Genomic DNA, 23,911 nt, shown 5'->3' on the forward strand with positions numbered 1-23,911 from the left:
TTGTCCCCAGTCACTAACGATGAGATGAACGAAATAGATGATTATGTTCAGGATGATATAAACGCGATCGCCCGGTTGTTGGTTTAAGTGCTGGACTGATGAGATAAAGTGTCGTGCGAATCAGGTTTTCTTGATGAGTATAATTTGCCATTTGATTGAGGGGGACAACCATAATTTTTTCATCGGGCCATCCGATGCGAAAGCAAATTGCAACAGGGGTTTCTGGTGAATAGTGTTCCAGGAGTTTGGCTTGGGCTTTTTCGATATGACGCGCACTCAAATAAAGACAGAGACTAGCCTGATGTGCGGCGAGACTAGCTAATTCTTCACTCTGCGGGACTTCTGTACGTCCACTAATGCGCGTCAAAATAATAGTTTGGACTAAACCAGGAACAGTCAATTCTATTTTGAGCTTGGCGGCTGCGGCTTGAAAAGCGCTAATACCTGGTACCACTTCAAAAGGAATGTTGGCCTCCGCTAAAAGCTGCATTTGCTCATGGACAGCGCTGTAAAGACTAGGATCACCAGAATGTAGACGAACTACAGACTTGTGCGATCGCACTCGTTTTATCATCAGCGCCAAAATTTCTTCTAGAGTTTTACTCGCAGTCCGAATTATTTCCGCATCTTGTCGGCAAAGATGCAAAATCTGTTCTGGTACTAAAGAATCAGCAAATAAAATTACATCTGCCACAGCCAGTAGTTTCTGTGCTTTAACCGTTAATAAATCTGGGTCTCCGGGGCCTGCTCCTACAATGTAAACTGCGGATTCTACAGAATATAAATTGCTTTTCATACAGAAACTTTAAATTTTTCTACGTATTTAAACTTAAGAATAAAATTCTCAAGAAATTTTTTTTGGTGTTCACTCAGTAACTTTCCGGATTTACCCTTTATCTCTAGTAGAGATGAATGGTAGATGCACCCTGGTTAAGCCCTAGAGAATACTCTGGGGCATTTTTTATTTTGGTCATTAATCATTGGGAAATTACTTCCCCTTATCCCCTCATCTCCTCATTACTTTTCGGGTGAGAAACTACATCAGGTAAGGGCCGTTTCAGCAAATACAGCCAAGCTAACCCAGCTAATCCCAAAATAATGCCGGTGAAACTCACAACTTGGGCAATTCGTAGTGGCCCCAGCATTAAACTATCAATGCGAAAACCTTCAATCCATACGCGTCCTAAGCTGTAGCTTGCCAAATAAACCAGAAATATCGTCCCTAAGCGCAGATATGGCTTGCCAGATAAACCTCGAAAAAATAAAGTGATCAGCAAGGCGAACACAATTAAATTCCACAAAGATTCGTAGAGGAAGGTGGGATGAAAGTATTCAAAATTAGCTAATGCTGGCGGGCGATTTGCCAAGGGAATATATAACTTCCACGGTAAATCAGTAGGACGACCAAAAGCTTCTGAGTTAAAGAAATTTCCCCAACGTCCGATCGCCTGACCTAAAATCAGCGAAGGAGCCACTAAATCAGCAAGTTGCCAAAAAGAAATTTGTTTGAGTTTGGCAAAAATTATAGTTGCCAACGTACCACCGAGAATTGCTCCGTGAATGGCAATACCTCCTTCCCAAATAGCGATAATCCGTCCTGGTTGTTGGGAATATTCTGGCCATTGAAACAAAACATAATAAAGTCGTGCTGCGGGAATTGCTCCAATCACTAGCCAAATTGACAAATCGCTCACCAACTCTGGGTTTACGTTACGGCGCTTTGCCAGATATTGGGAAAGGCTGACACCGATTAAGACTGCTGAGGCAATTAATAAACCATACCAACGAATAGTTATTGGCCCTATCTCTACTAGAACCGGGCCTGGAGAAGTAAATTGAAACGCTAAAGGCAAAGCAGAAAGATCCAATATCATGCAAAACTACCTAGTTGACTACATTGTTAAGCGTTATAAACAATTAGAGCAGGTTTTTTGGGGCTAGGGGCTAAGGACTAGGGGCTAGGGATATCTGAGAAGTTTAACCGATGGCTAATAACTAATGACTAATGACCAATGACCTATACTGACCTAAGTAGCTTTGATACATCAAAAATATTGTGATTGCTATTTATCCTGGTAGCTTTGACCCTATCACTTTAGGTCACCTTGACATTATTCAGCGTGGAAGTCGGTTGTTTGAGCAGGTGATTGTCGCTGTTCTGGGGAATCCTAATAAAGTACCATTGTTTACTGTGCAGGAAAGATTAGAACAAATTCGTCGAGCTACTCAACATCTCACTAATGTGGAGGTGGATGCTTTTGACGGTTTAACTGTCAATTATGCTCAAAAGCGGCACGCACAAGTGTTGTTACGAGGTTTACGGGCAATTTCTGATTTTGAAGTGGAGTTGCAAATGGCTCATACTAATAAAACTATTTCCACTCAAATCGAGACAGTTTTTCTCGCAACATCAAATGAGTATAGTTTTTTAAGTAGTAGTGTGGTAAAAGAGATTGCAAGGTTTGGCGGATCTGTTGATCATCTTGTTCCCGAACAAATTGCCCTAGATATATACAAATGCTACAACCACACCTCTCCAATGGCGAACCAAATTACAACGGAAGCTATCCCCCCTCTCAAGAGTCTTCCAACGGAACGGGAAGCTTAGATATTCAACAAGAACTCAACCGTTTAGAAGAGTTGATTCTGGATGGTCTTCGCATTCCCCTAACAGGACGCACATTAATAGATGAAGAACTGTTATTAGAGCAGCTAGATTTCATCAGGCTTTCTTTGCCATCGATTTTTCAGCAATCGGCCTCACTCCTACAACATAAAGAAGAGGTGTTGTTGGAGGCGGAAGAATATGGGCAGCAAGTTATTGAGGCAGCCCAAGCTAAAAGAGCGCAAATTTTGGCGGAAAGCGATATTATTCGACAGGCAGAACAGGAAGCTGATCAGTTGCGGAGACAAGTGCAACAACAATGTGAGGCGATGATGCAAGAAACCCTCACAGAAATTGATAACAGACGGCGTATTTGCCAACAAGAGTTGGAGGAAATGCGACAAACTGCGATCGCCCAAGCCCAAGATATTGAAAATGGCGCTGATGAATATGCTGATAATGTCCTCGAAGGTATCGAGCAAGACCTCAAAGATATGTTACGTATTATTACGAATGGGCGGCAACAACTAAGACATGATGCCACAACGCAACGTCATCCTTACAAGAAAGGCTAGCACTGATATACAGAATATGGGATCACAGAGTTGCCAAGAAAATGCCAAGGTTTGGGTTCTATCATAATAAAAGTAAAAATTAAGACATAAGTTTATGTGTTACCCAAAATTACACTGCGAATTTCGTGGACTAATTCTGTGTAGTGAGAGTCCGATAACACTGCTTCTGTATCTTGTATGGCAATAGTTGGTGCTAAATCAATCCATGACCTGCACCCACTGTATTCCTGAAGATAGGGAATTTCTACAACTTGGGGTAATTTATAAGTTCTGAGTAAAAGAATATACATTGCTTGACGAGGCTTCCACTTGAGGCGATCGCTAATGAAATTCTCGTTCCAAATATGAAAGGGAAACAAAGCATTAACAATGGATTCATCACTCACAGGCAAAATATCGGTAACTTGCGCCCAACTACTTATAGGGACTTTTTCGGGATGCCAACCCGATGTGACAGGAGATACGAGATTGGCATACTCAGCTTTGAGCATACAAGCTTGTTGATGTTCATAAGTAGGATACAGCAAAATTTGCTCATGGGCTACCTGGAAACGTCCGTTTTTTTCATGAATCCCACCTTTACGGAGCAACATAATAGTTTGACCGTGTTCTAAGGCATTGATCGCTACTGCCCATTCTTTGAGTGCATGTGAAGTTGTAGTTAATTCCATTAACTGTTAATTTTTAAGTTTATCGCTAGGAAAAAGTCTGGCTAGACTACTCAATCCGGAAATTGAAGGGTAAACGAGCGTAAACCCCTAATGGATCGTTCATATTTTGCAAAATAGCCATTTCTTGTTGTATTTTTTGCAATTCAGCTGTCAATAAGTTAGATGTTTGAGTTTGTATTCCCACATTTCCAAAAACTGTCAGTATTTCTTCAGTAGCGCGCCCGAAAAATCGTTCTTCAAAGCTACTGACTTGAGGATACTCTTGCAATTGCCAATCTTTACCCAGTTGCGCTTGTTCAGCAGCGTATGCAATAGCAGCATTCAGACCACCTATTTCATCGACCAAACCAAGTTCTTTTGCAGCCGAACCTGACCAAACTCTGCCCTCGGCAATTTCTGACACTTTTTGTTGTGATAAGTTGCGTCCTTGCACAACTTTGTCGAGGAATAGATTATAAATGCGGTCAACACTACGCTGATAAATAGCTATCTCTTGGGCTGTTTTTGGGCGAGTTACTGTTTGAGTATCAGCAAACTGTGCTGTTTTTACTGAATCCCAAGTAATGCCATTATCATTTGCTAATTCCTGTCCATTAAACAGTACACCAAATACACCTATGGAACCTGTAATGGTGTTTGGTTCGGCAAAAATGCGACTGGAATCGCTAGCAATCCAGTAACCCCCAGAGGCGGCGACATCTCCCATAGATACAACAACAGGTTTGACTTCACGGGTGAGTTGTACTTCTCGCTGCATGATCTCAGATGCTGTCGCACTACCGCCGGGGGTATTAATTCGCAAAACAACCGCCTTGACATCATCATCTTGGCGTAGTTGATTGAAAATTCTGGCAAAGCGATCGCCTCCTACTTGACCCTCTTCACCTCTACCATCGACAATTTCGCCCTCAGCATAAACCACAGCAATGCGGTTTTTGGAGTTACGTTCTACACCTAAGTTTTTACCGGAAACTTGCGCGTAATTTATCAAGTTGATTTGTCGGAATGTCCTCTCAGAATCGCTGCTGGCTGTCAATTTTTTTAGATCAGTCACAACCTGATCGATGTATCCTACCTGATCTACTAAACCACTGGCTTTAGCTTCTTCCGGTGCGAGAATGGCTTGAGTATCTGCGATCGCTTGCAACTGTTGGGGAGTCAGTTTCCGGCTAGAACCTACCGTAGTCCGCCAATTTCCCCAAACATCGTTCAACAGGGTTTGTGTTTGTTCGCGGTTTTCTGGACTCAACTGAGTGAGGGTAAATGGTTCCACTCCCCCTTTAAATTTCCCCACGCGCACAACCTGAACACCAATGCCGAATTTGTCTAAAGCTCCCGTCAAAAATAAGGGTTGGCTACTCAAACCCTGAATTTCCATCAAACCTAAAGGGTTAATGACAATAGTATCTGCCACCGAACTCAAGTAATATTCCCTTTGTCCCAAACCTACACCATAGGCAACAATTTTCTTTCCGGAGGCGCGAAATTCTGCTAATGCTTGACGAATTTCTGTCAGGGAGGCAAAGCCCATATTACCAACTGTTCTGGTGCGGCTAGCATCTAAATAAATACCGACAATGCGCGGATCAAGCCTGGCCTTTTCTATAGTTTCGAGAACACGACGCAGTGTCATCCTTTCTACTTCTGCTCCAGATAATGCTCTCTGAAACAATTCGCCAGAACCGGGTTCCCTGTCAGTGATATTCATCGATAAGTCAAAAACTACCACAGATTTATCTTTCACCTGTGGACTACTTTCTCTGGTACTTGTAGCTGCAATTAACAGTAAAAAAATTCCTGTTGTGCCGATACCGAAGAAAATAAACAGTCCTAAAATAGTACCGAGTAAGCTAGCAAAAGTTTGTTTAACAAAATTACGCATTTTAGTTATAAATCACAATAGACAATAATTAAAAGTTTTGGTTGGCGACTGAGGACAATTTGCTGAGAAAAACATAATTGTCAAATTTTTCTTTCCATCCCCAAGGAGAGAATTAGGAAATTCGCTGTAAATTTCCGGAATCCTGCAAATTTTTCAAAGTAGCATTCCCAGTGCAAAATAATACCGTAGTAATTTCTGCAATTAACACCTCAGCTAAATCATAGACTGCTGCTTCTGATACTGCGGCTGCTTGCAAAAAGGGCATAGCTAAACCAGCTAAATCTGCTCCTAAAGCGATCGCCTTAGCTACATCTAGTCCGTGACGTAACCCACCTGAAGCAATCAAGGGTATATGAGGAGCGAATGCCCGAATACTGGTGAGACATTCTGCTGTCGGCAAACCCCAATCAGCAAACGTTTGTCCTAAGCGCCTCTGCAAAGCATTTTCCGCACGTTCACCTTCTACCTTGGCCCAAGAAGTACCACCAGCACCAGCGACATCAATTGCTTGTACTCCCGCTGCTATGAGTTTTTCTGCCATTGGGGCGGAAATCCCGTTACCTACTTCTTTGGCAATTACTGGTATTGGTAATTTAATACATAAATCAGCAATTTTATCAAGCACACCACGGAAATTAGTATCACCTCTGGGTTGAATAAACTCTTGCAGAGGGTTAATGTGCAAAATCAACGCATCAGCTTCTAAAATATCGATAATTCGCCGACATTCATCCAAACCATACTTGTAGTTAAGTTGGACAGCGCCCAGATTAGCAAACAGAAGCACATCCGGTGCGTATTTACGCACAGCAAAAGTATCAGCTACTTGAGGTTTTTCCACAACTACACGCTGGGAACCAACACCCATCGGGATTTTGTAATGTTGGGCAACTTGCGCTAAACGTTGGTTAATCATTGCGGCTTGTGCTGTACCGCCAGTCATGGACGAAATTAATAGGGGTGCGCCGAGGTGTTTGCCGAAAAAAGTTGTACTGATATCAATATCTTCGCTGTTGAGTTCCGGTAAACAGCAATGAGTAAACCGATAATGTTCTAGTCCATTGGTAATTTGGTGACATTGAACATCTTCTTCTAGACAAATCCGGATGTGATCCGCTTTGCGTGACTGGGTTTGGGCAGAGTTGCTGGTAGAGGCGTTCACTGGTAAATATGAGTCAAAGCAGTTTTGATCACTATTGTTACAGTAACTCGCCAGGAAAGCCCAATTTTTCCATAGACAAGAAACTATTTCATCACCATATTGGTTTAAATACCTAATTTCCGCCCTGAATTTCTTCAACTTCAAACATACTAATTAATACTCCAGCAATAGGAATTGAGAGAAAAACACCTACCAAACCAGCGACTTTCGCCCCTACTAATAAGGCAAAAAACATGAAGACTGGATTCATATTTATTGAGCCTTGCATAATTCGCGGCATCAGTAAGTTTTCTTCGACTTGTTGGAGGACAACACAACCAATTAATACTTTCAAACTTACCAAAATTCCTTGAGGCAAAACAATTAAAGAAACTAGGGAAATGCCGATAGTGGCACCAATGCCAGGAATTAAGTCAAATACACCTGCGATCGCAGCTAAAAATAAAGCATAAGGTAGTTGCATCACAATAAAGACAATAAATATTGAAATCCCAAAAAATAAGGATAACAATAAACGTCCCCAAAAGAAGCCCAAAAAGTTTTGCTGGACGGCAGAAGTGAATTTATTCCGTGTATTGGGTGGGAAAATTTTTATAATAAAATTCCAGATTCTTTTCCCATCTAACAACATAAAAAAAGCGACAACAGCTATCAAAACTAAATCAACTAAATTAGTTACTATAATTTGAAATGTCGTCAAACCTGTGCCAATGCCTGCTAAAATTTGATTGCGTAATTCTTCTTCAACTGCTTGCAAATCTACTTGAAAATTAAATCTTGTGAGCAAATTTTGTAATGTATCTAATAGAGAAAGTAGATAATCAAGAAATTGAGGTGCCTGATTGAGTAATTCTTGGAACTGAGATAAGATGGCAAAACCGAGAGTTGCTACTAAACCACCTAAAATCAACAGACTAAGTAAAAAAATTATAATAACTGCAATACCATGTGGTAAAAAACGTTCAGCCCATTTAACTGGATAATTTAGTAAAAAGGCTAGAATTGCCGCAAATATAAAAACGATAAGTACTGTTTCAAAATAAGCCAAAACTTGTATAATTGCCCAACTCAGCGCAAACAGTAATACATAACGAATCAGTTTTGTATTATTCAGTTGCTCCCAAAATCTCTTAACACTTGGCTCATTCATAAATTTAAATTAATTTAATATTCTTTTTTTGTATAATCATTACCGAAACCTTCTGCCAAGCATTTTGTCAAGTAAAAAGAGATAATTTCATCTACCTACGGTGACGCTTCTTCTCGGAAGATGAAGGGTTATGCTGTTCTTCTTCAGAAATATGTACAGCATACTCAGAAGGTACAATTGCCGCACCGCGCTGTTTGGCATAAACTTTGGTAAACTCTGCTCCTAAAAACAAAATGTGGGCAGCATAAAAAATCCAAGTGATCACAATTACAAACGATCCAGCTACACCATAAGCAGAACCAAAATCAGTTTGACCAAGAAATAAACCAAAGAAATACTGACCTACTAAAAATAAAAGTGTGGTGATAATTGCCCCAACAATAGTATCACGCCAAGCAATCTCAGCATCTGGTAACATACTATACATCATAATAAATATTAATGTTGTCCCTGTAAAAGTAATTAATAAGCTCATAATTTGCCACAGATAACCTGAACCGGGTACTAATTCATTTAAGATAATTACTAATCGTGCCAAGAGGGTGTTACCAACAAAAAATAAAACTAAAATAAAAGCAACTCCCAATACCATCAAAAAAGATAACAACCGTTTACGAAACAAATTAAAAACACCTCGTCCTGGTGTTGGCTTTACCTCCCAAATTCTATCGAGTGCTGCTTGAATTTGTGTAAATACTCCAGTAGCACCAAAGATGACAAAACCAATATTAAACAAAATTTGCCATGTTCTTTGTCCGGGATCAACCCTTAAATTAGCAATAGCTGTGCCAATTAATTCTGCACCTTCTTCACCAAATATTTGACTCAATTGAGAAACAAGCTCTTCTTGCACTGCTGCTTCACCATAAATTGTCCCCACAATCATAATTACTAGTACCATTAGTGGTGCTAGAGAGAAAACTGTGTAATAAGCTAGTGATGAAGCCAACAAAGACACTTCATTTAGTTGCCATTCAGAAAAAACTTCTGTCAATAAACGTCGAATTTTTCTAATACTCATAATATTGAATAGTTAGGGATAGAGGCTAATCCCGCTACCCGGAAGTCAAAAATCAAAAAGCCTGTTTGACGATTTCAAATGGTATGTCTATTTACACCGTGCTGTACTAGAAGAGAAGAGGTTGAGTGGTTAATTAGTTAGGCTTGTAAAGGTTCGTAGTGAGGACTTCATTCCTCTCCATGTCGTTTGATTTATGCCCCTGATTTGCCTACTCCTTATTCCCTAATCCTCTGCCATTGTCAGAAATTTTTAACTCATCACGGAATTGTAAAGTATGAATTTCCGTAGGCATTCCAATTCCTGCCTGTTCCAGTGCTTCTTTAATTGCTTGAGCCATCAAAGATGTAGTTTCTAAAAATGGTAATCGTCGAGAATTTACCCAACAGCGCACCTCAATATTAACTGTACTTGCTGCAAGTTCTCGTACTAAAATATCTGGATTTGGTTCTTTTTCGATACCTTCAACTCCTAAAACCGCGTCTATGATAATTTGTTTGGCTTTTGTAATATCAGCGTTGTAATCAATACCAAAAATAATAGAATTGCGGCGAACAGTTGAAGCAGTGTTATTAATAATAGTGGCACCAAAAACTTCTTGATTGGGAATATAAACAACACGCCCATCATAGGTTTTCAATGTTGTCGCTCGTAGTTGAATTTGAGTAACTGTACCTTCAAATTCTTTAATAACTATCTGATCCCCTAAATGAAAAGGACGAGATATCAGCAAAATAATGCCGGAAAAATAGTTACTCAAAATATCTTTGAGACTAAAACCTATGGCCACACTGGTTAATCCCAAAGTTCCCAGTAAAGTAGCAAAGTCTAATCCCAGGACTCCCAATGCCACAATTGCACCTACCACCCACACCACCCCATATACCAGGCGGCTAACTAAAATTTTGGAGCTACGATCTATTTCCCAACGATGCGCCCCTGCTAAAGTCAGACGACGCATACTAGTAGCGATTAACCCAGTGGCGATCGCCACTAAAATCATGCCGATAAAGGATGGTAGATTATCAATGGTATCTCGCTGAAACTGCCGCAGGGTAGATAATAGTCGTTGCCCCACATCAATGGCTAGGGGAGGTTGCTCAAATGCTTGAGTTAACTGCTTTGCCCACTGTTGTGCTAGTGTTTCTACTTCTAGGTTAAAGTCTTGGGCATCCTGTTGGGTGACAGTCATTAACACCCGGTTATTGAGTTGCAACGTGGCAATATCACGCTGGGGATCTAGGACAACAGAAACAGTCCTATTAACTGGATTTTGGACTAAAACACTGGCAATACGACGGTTAATAATCTGCGCCCGTTCAGTAGCACTAAGTTCTCCCAGGCTACCAAGTTGAAACACAGGCCGTCCCCTGACGACTATATCGGCAAAAAACGGGCCAGATGCGGGAATTGGTTGAGTTTCCCCTGGTGGGGGCGTTACAGGTATGGGGGGAATTTCCTGTGTTAGCCCCTGTCCCATAGGTACAAGCAGCAAACTCAAAAGAAATATGACAACTAGAAATTTACGGGTATAAAATCTGCTAATACCCTTGAGAAACCGTCTCACCATGATCTTTAATAACGCAATACCGCCGCTAAAGGAGCTGCTCCTGGTACTTTTTCAGGCTCAACGGCATATACAGTACCACCGTTTAACAGTGTATGTACAGCTGCTAAATCCATCAAGTCTTCATCACCGGCTTCTTGTTGGGGATGTACCTCTACTCTGCCTGTCTCTGGATCAAAATGTCCCCACTTTTGTTGTCCCACAGGAACGAATAAAGAATCAACTCGTTGGTAATAAGCGGCGGAAACAGCTTCGGTGATATTACTTGCAGTTTGTCCTGTCCCTGCCATTTCTTGATAGCGTTCCATAGCTTCATGTTGTGCTTGGTCAAAGTATGGCTGGACAATATTCCAAGCTTGTTGCTGTAATTCTTCAGCTTGTAATTCCTCTGGATTGCCTGTAATACCTTCATCCATCAAGTGGGGATAGGTATTAGCTTGTTTGTAAATGGGTAAAAGGTAGTCAACACCTGCTACCACCAGAGGCGATCGTTGATTGTTCAGCAACTCTTGTAAACCGTCATTCACCTTTTGGAAGTAACGCAACAAGTCATCTTTTTGCTCCTCGTTACCAGCGCCTTGACCATGAAATATAGCGGAGCGATCGCCCCCTCCTCCCCCTTGTGATGTGCCAGTATGAAACTGGAGGCTCTTTTCGGGATCATCATATTTTAGTGCCTCCGCAATACTTTGAGGCACATCGCCTAACTGCATCTCGCTGACACTGTAGCGACTACCCTGGAACAATCGCACTTGATTTTGACTGAGTGCCAAAATATAAAATTGTCCATCGCCTGTGAGCAAAGGTAGCAGAGGCTTGAAGTGAAAGCGGTCACTTACTACAACTAATTCCGCAAAATCCAGTGGTACACAGTAGTAACTAAATACATCGCCAGAGATGAAAATTGCTAATCCATCACTTTGATGTTGCCAAAAATCATATTCATCTAATTCTTGAGCAGGTTTTAGTAAGTCTCTAGCATCTTGTGGCCGCATCCCGGTGGTAATTAGTTGTTCTTCAGCTTCCCGGAGTAAGTTTTTAAACCGAATGGGGTTCTGTTGGGTTTCTACTCCCCGACGCTCGGTTGGTAGAAAAATTGAAACGCAAGTATCTTTAGCTGCTGCCAATATTGCTAGTTCGTCAATAGAAAATAATTTCAACTTAGTTTTTCTCCTTAGTGATTTTGAAAAAATATCAGGATATCTCTGGAGTAAAACCAGAGCGATCGCCTTGCACTAATGTCTAAGCATTTTCATTTTTAAATAACCCTCTGAGGTATGAAATTAATTAATAACTTTAGATAGTGGCGCCAGCAATTGAGATTAGTTATTGTATTTAGAGGTAGTCCAGTATTTCACTACAAAAGCCTCACGTTGCGCGCACTGCGGATGCATAACCTTAGCTGGATTGTCTCATATCCCTTACTTACCACTTCCTACTCCTATCAACGTTTCTTAGCTAAAAAATATGAAAGTAGATGAATTACTGAAAAACTACACCGCAGGTGTCAGAGACTTTACTGGTGTCAATCTCAGTGAAGCGGATTTAAAAGGATATGACCTCAGTGGGGCAGTTTTAGATAAAGCCATATTAGATGGAGCTAAACTTAATCATGCTAATTTAGCCCAAACCAGTTTAATAGAAGCAGACCTCAATGGAGCGGATTTGAGTAATGCCAATCTTAGTGAAAGTAACTTAGTTGGTGCAATTTTAGATGGTGCGATTTTAGACGGAGCCATTTTAGATGGTGCTAATTTAAGTCAGGCAGATTTAACCATAGCCAATCTCATTGGAGCCAACTTAAGTGATGCAGAGTTACAAGCAGCAAACTTACAAGCAGCAAACTTAGATCAAGCAGATTTAAGTGGTGCAGATTTAGCTGTAGCTGACTTAACTCAAGCGAATCTTAACGAAGCAGATTTGAACGAGGCCAATTTAAATGGAGCTAATTTAGATGGGACTGATTTAGGCGGAACAATTCTAGATTAGGTAGGATTATGACTGTACGATCGCCCAAATAACTCCTAATTTCTAGCTTTTCTATGGATTTTCATCCAGCGTTGTGTGCAGTCATAGCAGAACAAATTGCCAATAGTCCCCACAGGCGAATTACTTTTGCTGAATATATGGATTTGGCCTTATATCACCCTGAATACGGCTATTATTCCAGTAATGCAGTCAAAATTGGCTTTAAAGACGGTGATTTTTTCACATCTCCCAGTCTCGGTACTGATTTTGGTGAGTTACTAGCAGTACAATTTGTGCAGATGTGGGGGATTTTAGGACGACCTGTACCTTTTTCTGTGGTAGAAATGGGAGCAGGTCAAGGAATTTTGGCCTTACATATCCTTAGTTACTTGCATCTGCATCACCCAGATTTGTTTGAGGTGCTGGAATATGTGATTGTGGAGAAATCTCCAGGTTTAAGGCAAGAACAACAGCAATGTTTGCAGAATTTTCCTGTACGCTGGTGCAATTTAGCAGATATCCCCACTGATGCGATTACTGGCTGTTTTTTTTCTAATGAGTTGGTAGATGCTTTGCCAGTACATCAATTTATTTTAGAAGATGGGGAAGTGCGAGAAGTCTATGTGACGACAGGGGATGAAGGGGATACATTATTTGTGGAAGTTACGGGGGAAGTTTCTACGCCCCGATTAAGAGAATATTTTAATTTAGTGGGTATTGATTTAGCACCAAATGTCTATGAAGATGGTTATCGCAGTGAAATTAACTTAGCGGCTTTAGACTGGTTGAGTATAGTAGCTGACCGCTTGCAACGGGGGTATGTGTTAACAATTGATTATGGACATCCTGCCCATCGTTACTATAACCCCAGGCGATCGCAAGGAACATTACAGTGCTACTACCAGCATCGTTATCACAACAACCCTTATATTAATATTGGACAGCAAGACATCACAGCCCACGTTGACTTTACTGCCTTGGAAAGATGGGGTGAGCAATGCGGCTTAGAGAACCTGGGTTTTATCCAGCAGGGTTTATTTTTGATGGCATTGGGTCTAGGCGATCGCATTGCTGCTATCTCTGATCAAAAACTGCCTTTAGCCCAACTATTACAGCGGCGAGCTGCACTACACCAGCTGATAGACCCCACAGAACTAGGAGGGTTTGGGGTTTTAGTTCAAAGTAAAGGACTCCACAAGGCAGAAAGTTCTCAACCCCTCAAAGGATTAACTGTGCCAGAGTGAGAAAGCAGGGGGGCAGGGGAGCAGGGGAGAAAAACTACCCACAAGGAGTGGGGCTTTAAACATTCTCTTTTGGTAAAAAGTTAAAACTCTATGTAAGAATGCTAGATCAACCTGATATGGACTAGCATAACATTGGCTACTGTGCAGAGAAAAATCATAGGAAAGTATTAATTATGACTCCCCATGAATTGTTATTATTAGTGACACTACTTACTCCCGGCATCTTACTTTCAGTAATAATTATGGTGACTTTTGCCGCAGGTGGTTGATCAATAATCAGTAATGAATCAACGGTGAACAGTTATCTGTGGACACTGATAATTGTTCACTGGCAATAGAATCAAACAAGAGAAACGCGATGTCTACAACAGGCTACGCCTACGCTGTACCAAAGGAACGTGAAAAATGAAGGTGGCATTTCTGGGAACTGGACTCATGGGATTACCGATGGCTCAAAGGTTGTTAGCAGCCAACATAGAGTTAGTAGCCTACAACCGCACCCCAGAAAAATTAGCTCCACTACAGGCAGCTGGTGCGGAAATCGTCACACATCCCCGCCAAGCCATACGTGAGGCTGAGTATATTATTCTCATGCTGACTAATGCTGCGGCCATTTATCATGTTTTGCTATCAGATACATCTTGGCGCACCCTAGAAGGGCGGACTGTGATTCAGATGGGGACAATTACTCCCACAGAAAGCCAAGAAATTAGAGATGCTGTCATTGGCGGCGGTGGTGAGTATATAGAAGCACCAGTATTAGGGAGCATTCCCGAAGCCAAATCTGGCAAACTAATTGTCATGGTAGGCGCTGAACCAGAACAATATCAACGCCACTTAAAAATACTACAAAATTTTGGGTCAGAACCAATACTTATAGGGCCAGTAGGAGCGGCTTCTGGCTTAAAGTTAGCACTCAATCAACTGATTGCTTCCCTAACAACTGGTTTTGCCCTCAGTCTGGCTTTTGTAGAACGTCAAGGTATAGATGTAGATTTATTCATGCAAATCCTGCGTGATAGTGCCTTGTATGCACCGACCTTTGACAAAAAGCTGCGAAGAATGTTGGATGGAAATTATACCAATCCCAACTTTCCCACCAAACACTTACTCAAAGATACAGATTTATTTATTTCGGAAGCCAAAGCCCTAGGTTTAGATCTCACCAGTATTGAAGCTGTGCGACACATTTTACAAACAGCCATGAAAATGTCATTTGCTAATGATGACTACTCGTCAATATTTTCTGCCATGAATGAATGGGGAGAAGCTAGTGGGGAATAATTAATTAATTTAAAATGCCTGATAAATCCAATACAAACCCCGGTAAAATATCCTCTCCCGACAAGCTAGTAGGTGATTGTAGAATCTCGACTTCTTCCCCTGGACGGTAAATTTCTACTCGTTGGCTTTGGGGGTCAATCAACCAGCCGAGACGCACATCATTATTTAAGTACTCCTGCATTTTTTGTTGTAAACTCTCCAAGTTATCAGAAGCAGAGCGTAACTCTACAACAAAATCAGGGGCCATTGGCAAGAATCTAGTAGGGTCAGGATTTAAAGCCTCTAATCGTTCTCGATTCACCCAAGATGCATCAGGAGAACGGTTTGCACCATTAGGCAACTTAAAACCTGTAGACGAGTCGAAAACTAGTCCAGTATCATCAGCATCAGCCCAATTAGCCAAACGTTGTGTCAGCTTACTATTGCGATTTCCGCTTTTCCATCCAGTTGGCGGCATAATAATTAACTCACCCTCAGCTGTGCGCTCAAGTCGTAGCTCTCGATTGTTAACACAGAGTTGAAAGAACTGTTCATCTGTTAAATCAATGGCGGGGCTAAGGTTTAGAATCAGGGCAGTCACGTCGTTTTGCTCCAAATTCAACAGCAAGAGCGAATTGCTTTTAGGTAGTAGTCTAACAAAATTATCAAGTTAGGTTATGGGTGCAAAATTCCTCGTCTTCAGCAATACGGTTGTTTTAACATTCCTGTGCAAATAGTCTCTACAAAAAAACCCCCCATATCGGGAGGCTTAAATTTAGCGGAGAAAACTTGTTAATCTATACCACCAACACAGCCAGCGCTCCTCCTAAAGCGGAGAATACTGCGGAAACCAAGGCTGTGGCAAATAACCACCAGGAAGCTGTAGCTGCGGCTTTGCGGGTTTCTTCTGCTTGCCGTTGTGCTTGATGTTTGACTTCTTCTAGGCGGCGTTGCGCTTCATGTTGGATGCGCTCGGCGCGTTGTAATACTGTGTTGCGCGCCCGTTCGATTTGGTCAATAATCCGGTTGGCATCTGCTTCGGAGATGTCCTCACGGGAACTCATAATTGCTACTAGGGTATCGCGGTTGAAAGAAGACAGGCGATCGCGTAGGGCATCAAAACCAGCTTGGGGATCGTCAAACAATTGACGGACATCGTGTTTAACGCCATCGTAGTTGAGTTCAGGACGATCTAAGGAGTTGAGATAGTAACGGATGCGAGCAAAAATCCCGTCCACGACATCTTGAATCCGCCGTTGGATACCCCGTATCTGTTCGACAAATTGATCTCTTACTGAGACGATATTATCGGCAATTCTGGCTGCTTCTTCATCGGTCATATCTTCCCGAATTTTCAGCAAGGCAATAATTGTCGAACGGTCGAAATGAGCCAGGCGATCGCTAAAGCTTTCCATTCCTACCCGTGGATCATGCAACAATAATTGCAAGTCGCGTTTGATAGCTTCTGGATTCAGTTCTTCTTTGCCTGTTTGTCGCAGATACTCTTCTAAATAAGCTTGGAATGTTTCCACTCTCTGCTGTGTCCGGATTGCCAAGCGACGAGGCGATCGCACAATATCACGAATGGAAGTTTGTACAGAATCAATGACTTCATTGACTTGCTGTTCACTTAAGTCTTGACGTTGACTTAATAACTGTACCAACGTATCTCTATCTAGCTGTGACAAGCGGCGACGTAGTGCTAAGGCTCCTTCTTTGGGGTTTTCAAATAATCTGTTGAGATCACGTTGAATACCTTCGGGATTCAATTCAGATTTGCCAGTGTTCCGCAAGTAATCTGCGATTGTCGTAGTTACAGAGTCGTATTGCTCTTTGGCTCTGTGTACTAAGGCTTGAGGTGCATGGCGGACACTATGCCAAGAGTCTTCCACAGTATGAACGATTTGATTAACTTGCTCGTCGCTCAAGTCTTGGCGTTGACTCAATAACTGTACCAAAGTATCCTCGTCAAAGCGAGCCAATCGGGCGCGAATGGCTGTCATGCCTGCTTGGGGATCTTCTAGCAATTTTTGCAAATCAGCACGAATAGCATCAGGATTTAATTCAGATTTTCCAGTGTTACGCAGATATGACTCTACATTCAGCCACATGGTTTCTGCTTGATATTTGGCTTGGTCTGCCAGTCCTTTGGATTCTACCAAGACATGTTCAATCTGTTTTTCCAATTCATCCAGAATCGGGTCTACTTCTCCTATATAAACATCATTACGTTCTAGGAGAATATCGCTCATTCCTTTACGGTCAAATTGGGCTAGTCGCAGCGATAGAGTTTCGTAATCGGCTTCTGGGTCTTTCAGTATGGGTTTAAAGTTCTGCTCAATACCTTCGGGAGTTAAATCTGCCTTACTGGTTACCAAAAGATAACTGGCGACTTGACGTTGTAAGTCTTGTGCTATTTCTCTTTCTTCATCAGCGGTGACGATGACCAAAACTTCTCGGCGAACCGCTTCTAGTTGGTTAACAATTTGCTGAATTTGTCTTTGAGTTAGTAATCCTCGTTGTTGCAGGGTCTTGGCGAAATCGCTGCGAGACATTTTCTCTAATTCCCGCCGAATTATACCAGGGTCGGCGGCTGGGTCATAGATGACATCACGAAATTCTTGGGCGATTCTTTCCCGGCTCAATTGCCAAGCATATGTGTTGAGTAGGTAGTTTTCTACATCAGCGCGGATGGGGCTGTAGGGTTGTGATGGTGTCGGTAAACCCAGCTTATCTCCTTGTTCGGTGGCTTTGTCTTTTGCTTGAGTCAGGGCGTGCCAGATTTTTTCTACATCTAAATCTGACAAATCAGCCCGTCCCAGGGTAATCCCAGTCAGTGCTGTGAGGCCTTGTTGTAAGGTCTGTTGCATCAAACCGGGTTTTTCTGCTGCTGGTGCTTCCTTGGAGGTGGAAGTCTTGGTTTCGGCGATTAACCGATCTAGTTTGGCACTTAGTTCATCTGTCTTGGTTTGCCCTGGTGGTAGTGACTTGAGATAATCTACTAACTCACCTAAACGGTCTTGGTTGGGTTGTTGACTGACTACCTGCTGCCAAACTTTGTATAGGGTGTCAGCTATACGGTTAATGTCTCGTTTGGAAAGGTCAGTGCGACTACTAACTAAATCGATGAACTTCTGGCGGTCAATGTGGCGCAGATCAGGACTACCTGCAATGGCTAGCAGGTTGGGATCTTTGAGGAGATTTTCAAAATCACCACGAATTTTGGATAAATCTAATTCGGGGGGACGAATCTTTTCGAGGTAGTCTTCTACGTTTTCCCGGATACTATCAGGGTCAACAGCGCTGCCTATTTCTCGGCGCACAGCGGCCGCCGCCGCTTCGGCTGTGGCTACTACTTGCTGATTAACAGCTTTGGCCCCTAATGCTGCCGTTGCAGTCCCCATAATCGCTTGAAAACCGGAAGTAGCTGAATTGACCACCGAACCAATTAAAGAACCTACGGTAGTGGAACTCACCCACACTAGTAATAAAAAGTATGCACCCCAAATTACTAATCCCAGAATTGCACCGAGTCGGGCATCTAAAACTAATAGACTTAATTTAACTGCGAGAAAACAAGCCAGCAATAAGGCGATCGTCACAGTGATTAATGTCCAAATTCCCACTGCTGTGCCAATTTTGCGAATTGTGCCACCCAAACTTCCTACTTCCTCACTACCCGAATCTGAGTCAGAGGAACGCCCCAAGTAGGAAATACCTGCTGCGACGGAGAGGTTAGTTAATACTAATTGAAAAGCAAACGCTAGGATGACACCAGAAATTAAAGCCACAAAAAAGCGCGGCCCTGAATTGATCACCGATGCTTGCTCTGGTGTAATACCTGTGGGAACTACTGGAACCTGTGCCACCCACAATAGCGGCTTGTAGGCTGCCAACAGGTTTTCCGTATGTTGAAACATTATATTTCCTTCTTCTAGGGTTAAATTTGGGGGGATTAAGAATTTCATGAGAAGCAACTGTGTAATTATGTCTGTATCTATGGCAGTACCCAAGTCTTTGATAACTTTCAGAATCCAGGAATTTACCTGTTCAATGCATCTCTCTAAGGTTTGAAAAGTATATCTAGCGCTAGATGGAAGTTTGTTATTTAATAGCAGAAGTTCGCATAAAATTTGAAGTTATTATGCAGCTAAAAGCTGAACTATGATAGAATAAAGGGTCTATTTTTTAATTATTTATAACAGCTACAATAGCGAATTTATCTGTTTAAATCATAAATTGATTCTGATTTCTTGAGGGCAGATTTACATTTATTTACAATTAAAAATTTCATCACCCTCTCAAGGTGGATTTGTCTGTAGTCATACGTTGTTGAAATCGTCCACAAGATGTGCTTGTAGTTTGTACCTCCAGACAGAAAGCAGCTTATTGATAATTAGGTAAAGTAAAGTTAAGCAATAAATTTTTCAGGACAAAAACATGGAAACTCGATCTTCCTCTGATTTACCAACAGTTGCAAACGAATATAACGGTAGAGATCGCAATGCTTTTCTTTTCGGCTGGACTCCCCAAGCAGAAATCTGGAATGGTCGGTTTGCAATGATTGGCTTTCTTGCTTATTTACTGTGGGATTTAGCAGGATATAGCGTTCTCAGAGACGTGCTACATTTCATCGGTTACTAAAGATAAAGATTAATCACTCAAAAATAAATTGGATTTGGGAGAAAAAAATGGAAACTAGAGAAAATCGTCCATCTACAGATTTACCACCTATTGCTAAAGCTTATAATGGTGTAGATCGCAATGCTTTTATATTTGGCTTGAATCCTCAAGCTGAATTGTGGAATGGTCGCTTGGCAATGATTGGCTTTCTTGCTTACTTAATTTGGGATTTAGCTGGATATAGTGTCTTACGCGACATTCTGCATATTGTGGGGTATTAGTGATCAATGAGGAGTTGGGATAGACAAATTATCTGGTAATTTCCACACATACCTCACAAAAGATTCTTAACTCCTCACTCATACTGGTCTAGGTAGGCGGAACCAAAATTGGGAACCGCCTTTTGCGCGTGGGAGATAACCAATGGTTCCTCCCCAGCGTTCAATGGTAATTCGGCAAAAATAAAGTCCTAATCCAGCCTTACCTGACTTGTGTTTACCTTGGGAAAACTTTTTAAATAAGGTATTTACCATCTCTGGTGGGACACCACTACCTTCGTCATCTACGGACAAGAGTACATATTCTCCATCAGGTTGCAAATTAATGGTTACAGTAGACTGTGGTGAACTGTGGCGATAAGCATTTTCTACGAGATTGGAAATCACTCTATCCAAACGTGATTTATCCCCGATAACTTTCCAGTCTGCTTGCATATCAATACTAGGACTTAACTGTAAATGGATATGATTTAGTGTAAAAGTTGGGTTTAATAGCTCGAAAATATCCTGTGCAGAACTTAAAATGTTGGGTAAATTTTCACTTTCAATTGTAAAATTTTCTAGTGACATTACCTCAACAGAAAAGACATCTAAAATTTGCCTAATGAGCATTTCTTGATTAAGAGACTGCTTTCTAGCAACTTCTAAATATTCTTTCCCTTTTGGGGTCAAATTTTCAAATTCTAGTAAAGCTAAACAACAATTAATGGCACTCAGTTGTCCGGCTATGTCATGAACAATACAGTGAATTAATATCTCTTTTTTTTGATTTTCTTTTAAAATTTGTTGATAATTTAAATTGTTTTCTCTAGCTTTTTGAATAATATATTGATTATTTTCAAAGAGGTCAGTTAATAATGCGATTAAGAGAATTTTTTCGAAATTGACACAAAGTGCATAGGCTTCAAATTGGTATTCCTTGCCATTTACATCTATTTCATTCCATAAGCCGGACTTCAGCTTTAATTCACTATTTTGCTGCCAAAATTCTTCGGCATCAATTAAGAAGTTCTCTAAAAAGGGTATATGATTACGGGGGATAAATTTATCTGTATCAGATATCAGATTTTGTAGTTCAAATTGCTGAAACCAATTAGGGATATCTCCAATTATTTTAAATAATCCTGCACTCATTCTTTCTAAAGCGAGAATGTTTAAAGTTGCAAATAGTGCCTTATTTATAGAATCATTCATAAATTATATTAATTTTTCTTGTAATAAGATAAAATCATTAGCTTTTTGTTGCAGCAAGGAAAGGTACTGATTATCCCAAATATTATCTAATAGTAATACCCAATCTCCTTCTGCGGAAGGAAATAGATGGACATCGGCAAAGATTTTTTGTCCTATATTTACAAGAGGTAAAAAAATAGTGACATTATCTAATGGTAGCAACCCTTCTAAAAAGAAAACTTGTTCTGTGACATTCTTTCCTTGGCAGAGGTTGTTAATTCCGTATTCTGTTAGTTTACCGCCCCAAGTTAATAGTTCACCATCTTTTTTGACTAACAGATAGGCCAGGGAACGCTCTTCTATGAGAAAGTTCAAAATATAACTATTTACAGAGTTAGGAATATTCACTGTCTATTTATCCAGTATTTGTTTAGCAAGAGTTTGAAAAACTTCTTCAACACCTAGTCCATTTTTAGCGCTAGTTTTAATCATAGTCCAACCCTTGTTGACGACAGCATCTATGTCAGTCTTTTCAATTTCCCATTCATCTGTCATATCCTCTTTGTTCAGTACCAGAATAAAGGGAACTTTACCAATTGCGGCTTCTACTCTTGTTTGAATATCAAAAGCTTTTTCTAGGGTATTTCTCCGGGTACTATCTACGACTAATAAATATCCTGCTGAACCTCTGAGGTAAGACATTCTGATTTTTTGAAATTCGTCTTCTCCATGAATATCCCAGAGGATAAAATTTAATTTATGATCTTGTATATCTACAGTTTTTTTATCAATTTTGACACCTACGGTAGTCTGATATTTTTCCGAAAAGATGCTGTGAACGTAGCGCGTAACTAAACTAGTTTTACCTGTAGCAAATGCACCTACCATACAAATTTTTTTTGTATCATATATGAATATTAGTTATCAATACTTGAAAAGATACTCGACGGTGAGTTTCTAGAGATTTTGATGTCAAGTCTAACTGCAAAAGCTCTTGATAACTCATTCCTATAGCGGAAAATTTACTGGTGTTGATGCCTTGAGAATTTAAATAAGATAATATTCTATTAGCACGTGCTTGACTAAGAAGAGTATTTTGCTCTTTTGTTCCAGTAATATCTGTGTGTCCTATAATTTGAATTTGGACATCTTTGTTTAAATATTTAGCAGTATTTAAAATTTGCTTAATAATTAATACTAAGTTATTTAATTCATTGTTACTACCAGCTACTAGGTTAGTAGTTCCTTCATCAAAAAAGAGTGTTGTTTGTTCGAGTTGTTTTTTGTATGACTCTAGTTGACTTAGTTCGGTAGCTACAAGATTTTGCTCATCAAATTGCATAATTCCCGGAACATAACGCCATAATTTACGCGCTTCTAATATCCATTGACGAGGTGCAGAACCAGTAGCTTGCAAAATGCCATTGTTGTCAACTTGTAATGATACAGTTGTTGGTGGTTGGAGTAATGTTTCAACTCTTTGAGTGATGAATGGCGTCTCAAGGGACAAGTAAGGTTGCCAATGACTGATGACATTTTGGGATTTAAGATTTGTGGCTGGTATCAGAGTATTAGGATCTACTGCTAATGGATCACGCATTCCCGAAATGTGGTATTTTCCATAACGCTGCTTGGTGTTAATCACCACAATTCCTGGTTGGGAGTTGAGTTGTTGCAGATAGTTATGCCAGCGGAGTTGTTCTCTAATAGCAAAAAAGCCCCAAATACTACAAGCGATCGCAGCAGTACCGAAAAAAGCCCATGCATAAGTATAATTTTTTTTAGCTGGCGTTTTATATTGGATTGCCAAACAGGGTTCTAAATAAGATTGACTAGGCTGCAATACTGCTGTATTCCCAGTAAAACCATTAAGTTCTTGTGCAAGTTTGAGATGAATTTTTTCGATAGCTTCTTGAAAAACTAACTTTAACTCTTGGGGAGGGATACCCCGAATCATACCTGCAAGTAACGCTTGAGGCCCTGCTTCAATCCAGATTGTCAGTTCTCCAAAGCGTAAACTTTTTATCCCAGTTTCTTGAGATACATTAAAAGAGTCTTGGACAAAATCTTGAATAGCTGTCAACATCGCAGATACCAAATCTGGATCTTGAGTCGTTACCTCAGTTGCGACTAAATGTTGCAACAATAACCCAGTTTGTTTATGTATTAAAAATACTTGCTCAACGCGATAAACAAGCGATCGCAACAGGACAATTTCTGCAAATGATTTGCCAGTGCGTCGTGCTTCTAGTGTCCATTTGAGGCTCTCTGGTGATAAGCTATGTTCCAAGGTTTGATTCAGGGATTGCATCATCTCATTGAGAACTGTCGCAATTGCTTTGCGGGTGGCTGGGCCAATGATGGGAAAAAATGCTTCGGATAGCACATTTTGGTCTTGCTGTACAGAAGCTTGAATGGCCTCTTCCACCGTTGATACAATAGCTTCACCCAGTTTTTTATCTTGCTGCGATCGCAACAGTACTGCTTCTGGTAATAAACGGCTAATATCTTCTGGGTGAATGTGAGGATTATCTAATCGCTGATAAAGATTTTCCAGTTTAGTCGGTTCAAGTCCCAGAAGTAAACTACGAAGTTCACTCAACTCATCAATAACTTTTTGATCTTTGTTATTGACAGACAAATCAGAAGATTGGCTATGACTACCCACAACTTGAGTAGATACTTTACTTCTGGCATTAGGAGCATAGTCTTTCATTACCCAACTCCCCTTA

Annotated in this window: 22 protein-coding genes; 7 read left to right on the forward strand and 15 right to left on the reverse strand. The window is 40.8% G+C overall.

All coding sequences use genetic code 11. From position 1 onward, the window contains the following. Positions 1–13: 13 nt before the first annotated feature. Complete coding sequence (gene cobM / locus ACM0OS_RS00340) at positions 14–796, reverse strand: precorrin-4 C(11)-methyltransferase (protein ID WP_414541160.1); 783 nt, start codon at positions 794–796, stop codon at positions 14–16. 202 nt (positions 797–998) lie between these two features. Beyond that, entirely contained in the window at positions 999–1,874 is an 876-nt protein-coding gene (gene lgt / locus ACM0OS_RS00345) for a prolipoprotein diacylglyceryl transferase (RefSeq protein WP_414541161.1), read from the reverse strand. A gap of 182 nt (positions 1,875–2,056) precedes the next feature. Here lgt and coaD point away from each other — a divergent pair, with 182 nt between their 5' ends. Together coaD and ACM0OS_RS00355 are read left to right on the forward strand one after the other, a co-directional pair. Beyond that, positions 2,057–2,608 carry a pantetheine-phosphate adenylyltransferase gene (coaD, locus tag ACM0OS_RS00350; RefSeq protein WP_414541162.1) on the forward strand — a complete coding sequence of 184 codons (552 nt, stop codon included), beginning with the start codon at positions 2,057–2,059 and terminating at the stop codon, positions 2,606–2,608. Next, entirely contained in the window at positions 2,518–3,180 is a 663-nt protein-coding gene (locus tag ACM0OS_RS00355) for a DivIVA domain-containing protein (protein ID WP_414541163.1), read from the forward strand. Before coaD ends, ACM0OS_RS00355 begins: the two co-directional genes overlap by 91 nt. Before the next feature lie 92 nt (positions 3,181–3,272). Here the strand turns inward: ACM0OS_RS00355 and ACM0OS_RS00360 are convergent, their stop codons facing one another. The 7 genes from ACM0OS_RS00360 to ACM0OS_RS00390 form a co-directional block, all read right to left on the reverse strand. Next, the gene (locus ACM0OS_RS00360) at positions 3,273–3,851 is read right to left on the reverse strand and encodes a DUF1802 family protein (protein ID WP_414541164.1); all 579 of its coding nucleotides are present in this window, start codon (positions 3,849–3,851) and stop codon (positions 3,273–3,275) included. Positions 3,852–3,897: 46 nt separating this feature from the next. Then, a complete protein-coding gene (sppA, locus tag ACM0OS_RS00365; protein WP_414541165.1) occupies positions 3,898–5,733 on the reverse strand; it encodes a signal peptide peptidase SppA in 1,836 nt (611 codons plus the stop codon). A 112-nt stretch (positions 5,734–5,845) separates the two neighbouring features. Further along, a complete protein-coding gene (gene fni / locus ACM0OS_RS00370; protein ID WP_414541166.1) occupies positions 5,846–6,895 on the reverse strand; it encodes a type 2 isopentenyl-diphosphate Delta-isomerase in 1,050 nt (349 codons plus the stop codon). A gap of 112 nt (positions 6,896–7,007) precedes the next feature. After that, positions 7,008–8,045 carry an AI-2E family transporter gene (locus tag ACM0OS_RS00375; RefSeq protein WP_414541167.1) on the reverse strand — a complete coding sequence of 346 codons (1,038 nt, stop codon included), beginning with the start codon at positions 8,043–8,045 and terminating at the stop codon, positions 7,008–7,010. A gap of 91 nt (positions 8,046–8,136) precedes the next feature. Then, positions 8,137–9,066 (reverse strand): YihY/virulence factor BrkB family protein, encoded by a 930-nt coding sequence (locus tag ACM0OS_RS00380; RefSeq protein ID WP_414541168.1) that lies wholly within the window; start codon positions 9,064–9,066, stop codon positions 8,137–8,139. Between the two features lie 208 nt (positions 9,067–9,274). Continuing rightward, positions 9,275–10,543: a mechanosensitive ion channel family protein gene (locus tag ACM0OS_RS00385; protein WP_414541169.1), complete on the reverse strand. Its 1,269-nt coding sequence runs from the start codon at positions 10,541–10,543 to the stop codon at positions 9,275–9,277. 95 nt (positions 10,544–10,638) lie between these two features. Further along, positions 10,639–11,790 carry a hypothetical protein gene (locus ACM0OS_RS00390; RefSeq protein ID WP_414541170.1) on the reverse strand — a complete coding sequence of 384 codons (1,152 nt, stop codon included), beginning with the start codon at positions 11,788–11,790 and terminating at the stop codon, positions 10,639–10,641. Positions 11,791–12,097: 307 nt separating this feature from the next. Between ACM0OS_RS00390 and ACM0OS_RS00395 the strand changes: the two genes are divergently transcribed. The 3 genes from ACM0OS_RS00395 (at position 12,098) to ACM0OS_RS00405 (ending at position 15,126) form a co-directional block, all read left to right on the forward strand. Further along, a complete protein-coding gene (locus ACM0OS_RS00395) occupies positions 12,098–12,619 on the forward strand; it encodes a pentapeptide repeat-containing protein (protein ID WP_414541171.1) in 522 nt (173 codons plus the stop codon). A gap of 53 nt (positions 12,620–12,672) precedes the next feature. Beyond that, positions 12,673–13,842, forward strand: a complete 1,170-nt coding sequence (locus tag ACM0OS_RS00400) for a class I SAM-dependent methyltransferase (protein WP_414541172.1) — start codon at positions 12,673–12,675, stop codon at positions 13,840–13,842. A gap of 405 nt (positions 13,843–14,247) precedes the next feature. Continuing rightward, complete coding sequence (locus ACM0OS_RS00405; RefSeq protein ID WP_414541173.1) at positions 14,248–15,126, forward strand: NAD(P)-dependent oxidoreductase; 879 nt, start codon at positions 14,248–14,250, stop codon at positions 15,124–15,126. 4 nt (positions 15,127–15,130) lie between these two features. Here ACM0OS_RS00405 and ACM0OS_RS00410 read toward each other — a convergent pair whose 3' ends face one another. Then, on the reverse strand, positions 15,131–15,706 hold the full coding sequence (locus tag ACM0OS_RS00410; protein ID WP_414541174.1) for a Uma2 family endonuclease: 576 nt from the start codon (positions 15,704–15,706) through the stop codon (positions 15,131–15,133). A gap of 196 nt (positions 15,707–15,902) precedes the next feature. Beyond that, a complete protein-coding gene (locus tag ACM0OS_RS00415) occupies positions 15,903–19,025 on the reverse strand; it encodes an MFS transporter (RefSeq protein ID WP_414541175.1) in 3,123 nt (1,040 codons plus the stop codon). A gap of 520 nt (positions 19,026–19,545) precedes the next feature. Here ACM0OS_RS00415 and ACM0OS_RS00420 point away from each other — a divergent pair. Next, complete coding sequence (locus tag ACM0OS_RS00420) at positions 19,546–19,749, forward strand: chlorophyll a/b-binding protein (RefSeq protein ID WP_414541176.1); 204 nt, start codon at positions 19,546–19,548, stop codon at positions 19,747–19,749. Positions 19,750–19,796: 47 nt separating this feature from the next. Further along, a complete protein-coding gene (locus ACM0OS_RS00425; protein ID WP_414541177.1) occupies positions 19,797–20,009 on the forward strand; it encodes a chlorophyll a/b-binding protein in 213 nt (70 codons plus the stop codon). A 78-nt stretch (positions 20,010–20,087) separates the two neighbouring features. Here the strand turns inward: ACM0OS_RS00425 and ACM0OS_RS00430 are convergent, their stop codons facing one another. Genes ACM0OS_RS00430 through ACM0OS_RS00445 form a run of 4 tightly spaced genes read right to left on the reverse strand, consistent with a single transcriptional unit; the run spans position 20,088 to position 23,895 of the window. After that, a complete protein-coding gene (locus tag ACM0OS_RS00430) occupies positions 20,088–21,200 on the reverse strand; it encodes a sensor histidine kinase (RefSeq protein WP_414541178.1) in 1,113 nt (370 codons plus the stop codon). A gap of 3 nt (positions 21,201–21,203) precedes the next feature. Next, positions 21,204–21,587, reverse strand: a complete 384-nt coding sequence (locus ACM0OS_RS00435; RefSeq protein ID WP_414541179.1) for a hypothetical protein — start codon at positions 21,585–21,587, stop codon at positions 21,204–21,206. Between the two features lie 3 nt (positions 21,588–21,590). After that, entirely contained in the window at positions 21,591–22,091 is a 501-nt protein-coding gene (locus tag ACM0OS_RS00440) for a Rab family GTPase (RefSeq protein ID WP_414541210.1), read from the reverse strand. Next, positions 22,084–23,895 carry an OmpA family protein gene (locus ACM0OS_RS00445; protein ID WP_414541180.1) on the reverse strand — a complete coding sequence of 604 codons (1,812 nt, stop codon included), beginning with the start codon at positions 23,893–23,895 and terminating at the stop codon, positions 22,084–22,086. The genes ACM0OS_RS00440 and ACM0OS_RS00445 overlap by 8 nt, the downstream gene beginning before the upstream one ends. Positions 23,896–23,911 lie beyond the last annotated feature (16 nt).

The sequence above is a fragment of the Nostoc sp. CCY0012 genome (assembly GCF_963920855.1).
Lineage (GTDB): Bacteria > Cyanobacteriota > Cyanobacteriia > Cyanobacteriales > Nostocaceae > Cyanocohniella.

Coding starts and splice junctions, on each gene's coding strand:
- ACM0OS_RS00425 (WP_414541177.1), top strand. CDS start 19,797: ATGGAAACTAGAGAAAATCGTCCATCTACAGATTTACCACCTATTGCT.
- ACM0OS_RS00395 (WP_414541171.1), top strand. CDS start 12,098: ATGAAAGTAGATGAATTACTGAAAAACTACACCGCAGGTGTCAGAGAC.
- ACM0OS_RS00420 (WP_414541176.1), top strand. CDS start 19,546: ATGGAAACTCGATCTTCCTCTGATTTACCAACAGTTGCAAACGAATAT.
- ACM0OS_RS00360 (WP_414541164.1), bottom strand. CDS start 3,851: ATGGAATTAACTACAACTTCACATGCACTCAAAGAATGGGCAGTAGCG.
- sppA (WP_414541165.1), bottom strand. CDS start 5,733: ATGCGTAATTTTGTTAAACAAACTTTTGCTAGCTTACTCGGTACTATT.
- ACM0OS_RS00415 (WP_414541175.1), bottom strand. CDS start 19,025: ATGTTTCAACATACGGAAAACCTGTTGGCAGCCTACAAGCCGCTATTG.
- ACM0OS_RS00405 (WP_414541173.1), top strand. CDS start 14,248: ATGAAGGTGGCATTTCTGGGAACTGGACTCATGGGATTACCGATGGCT.
- ACM0OS_RS00355 (WP_414541163.1), top strand. CDS start 2,518: ATGCTACAACCACACCTCTCCAATGGCGAACCAAATTACAACGGAAGC.
- ACM0OS_RS00380 (WP_414541168.1), bottom strand. CDS start 9,066: ATGAGTATTAGAAAAATTCGACGTTTATTGACAGAAGTTTTTTCTGAA.
- ACM0OS_RS00445 (WP_414541180.1), bottom strand. CDS start 23,895: ATGAAAGACTATGCTCCTAATGCCAGAAGTAAAGTATCTACTCAAGTT.
- ACM0OS_RS00430 (WP_414541178.1), bottom strand. CDS start 21,200: ATGAATGATTCTATAAATAAGGCACTATTTGCAACTTTAAACATTCTC.
- lgt (WP_414541161.1), bottom strand. CDS start 1,874: ATGATATTGGATCTTTCTGCTTTGCCTTTAGCGTTTCAATTTACTTCT.
- cobM (WP_414541160.1), bottom strand. CDS start 796: ATGAAAAGCAATTTATATTCTGTAGAATCCGCAGTTTACATTGTAGGA.
- ACM0OS_RS00385 (WP_414541169.1), bottom strand. CDS start 10,543: ATGGGACAGGGGCTAACACAGGAAATTCCCCCCATACCTGTAACGCCC.
- ACM0OS_RS00375 (WP_414541167.1), bottom strand. CDS start 8,045: ATGAATGAGCCAAGTGTTAAGAGATTTTGGGAGCAACTGAATAATACA.
- ACM0OS_RS00400 (WP_414541172.1), top strand. CDS start 12,673: ATGGATTTTCATCCAGCGTTGTGTGCAGTCATAGCAGAACAAATTGCC.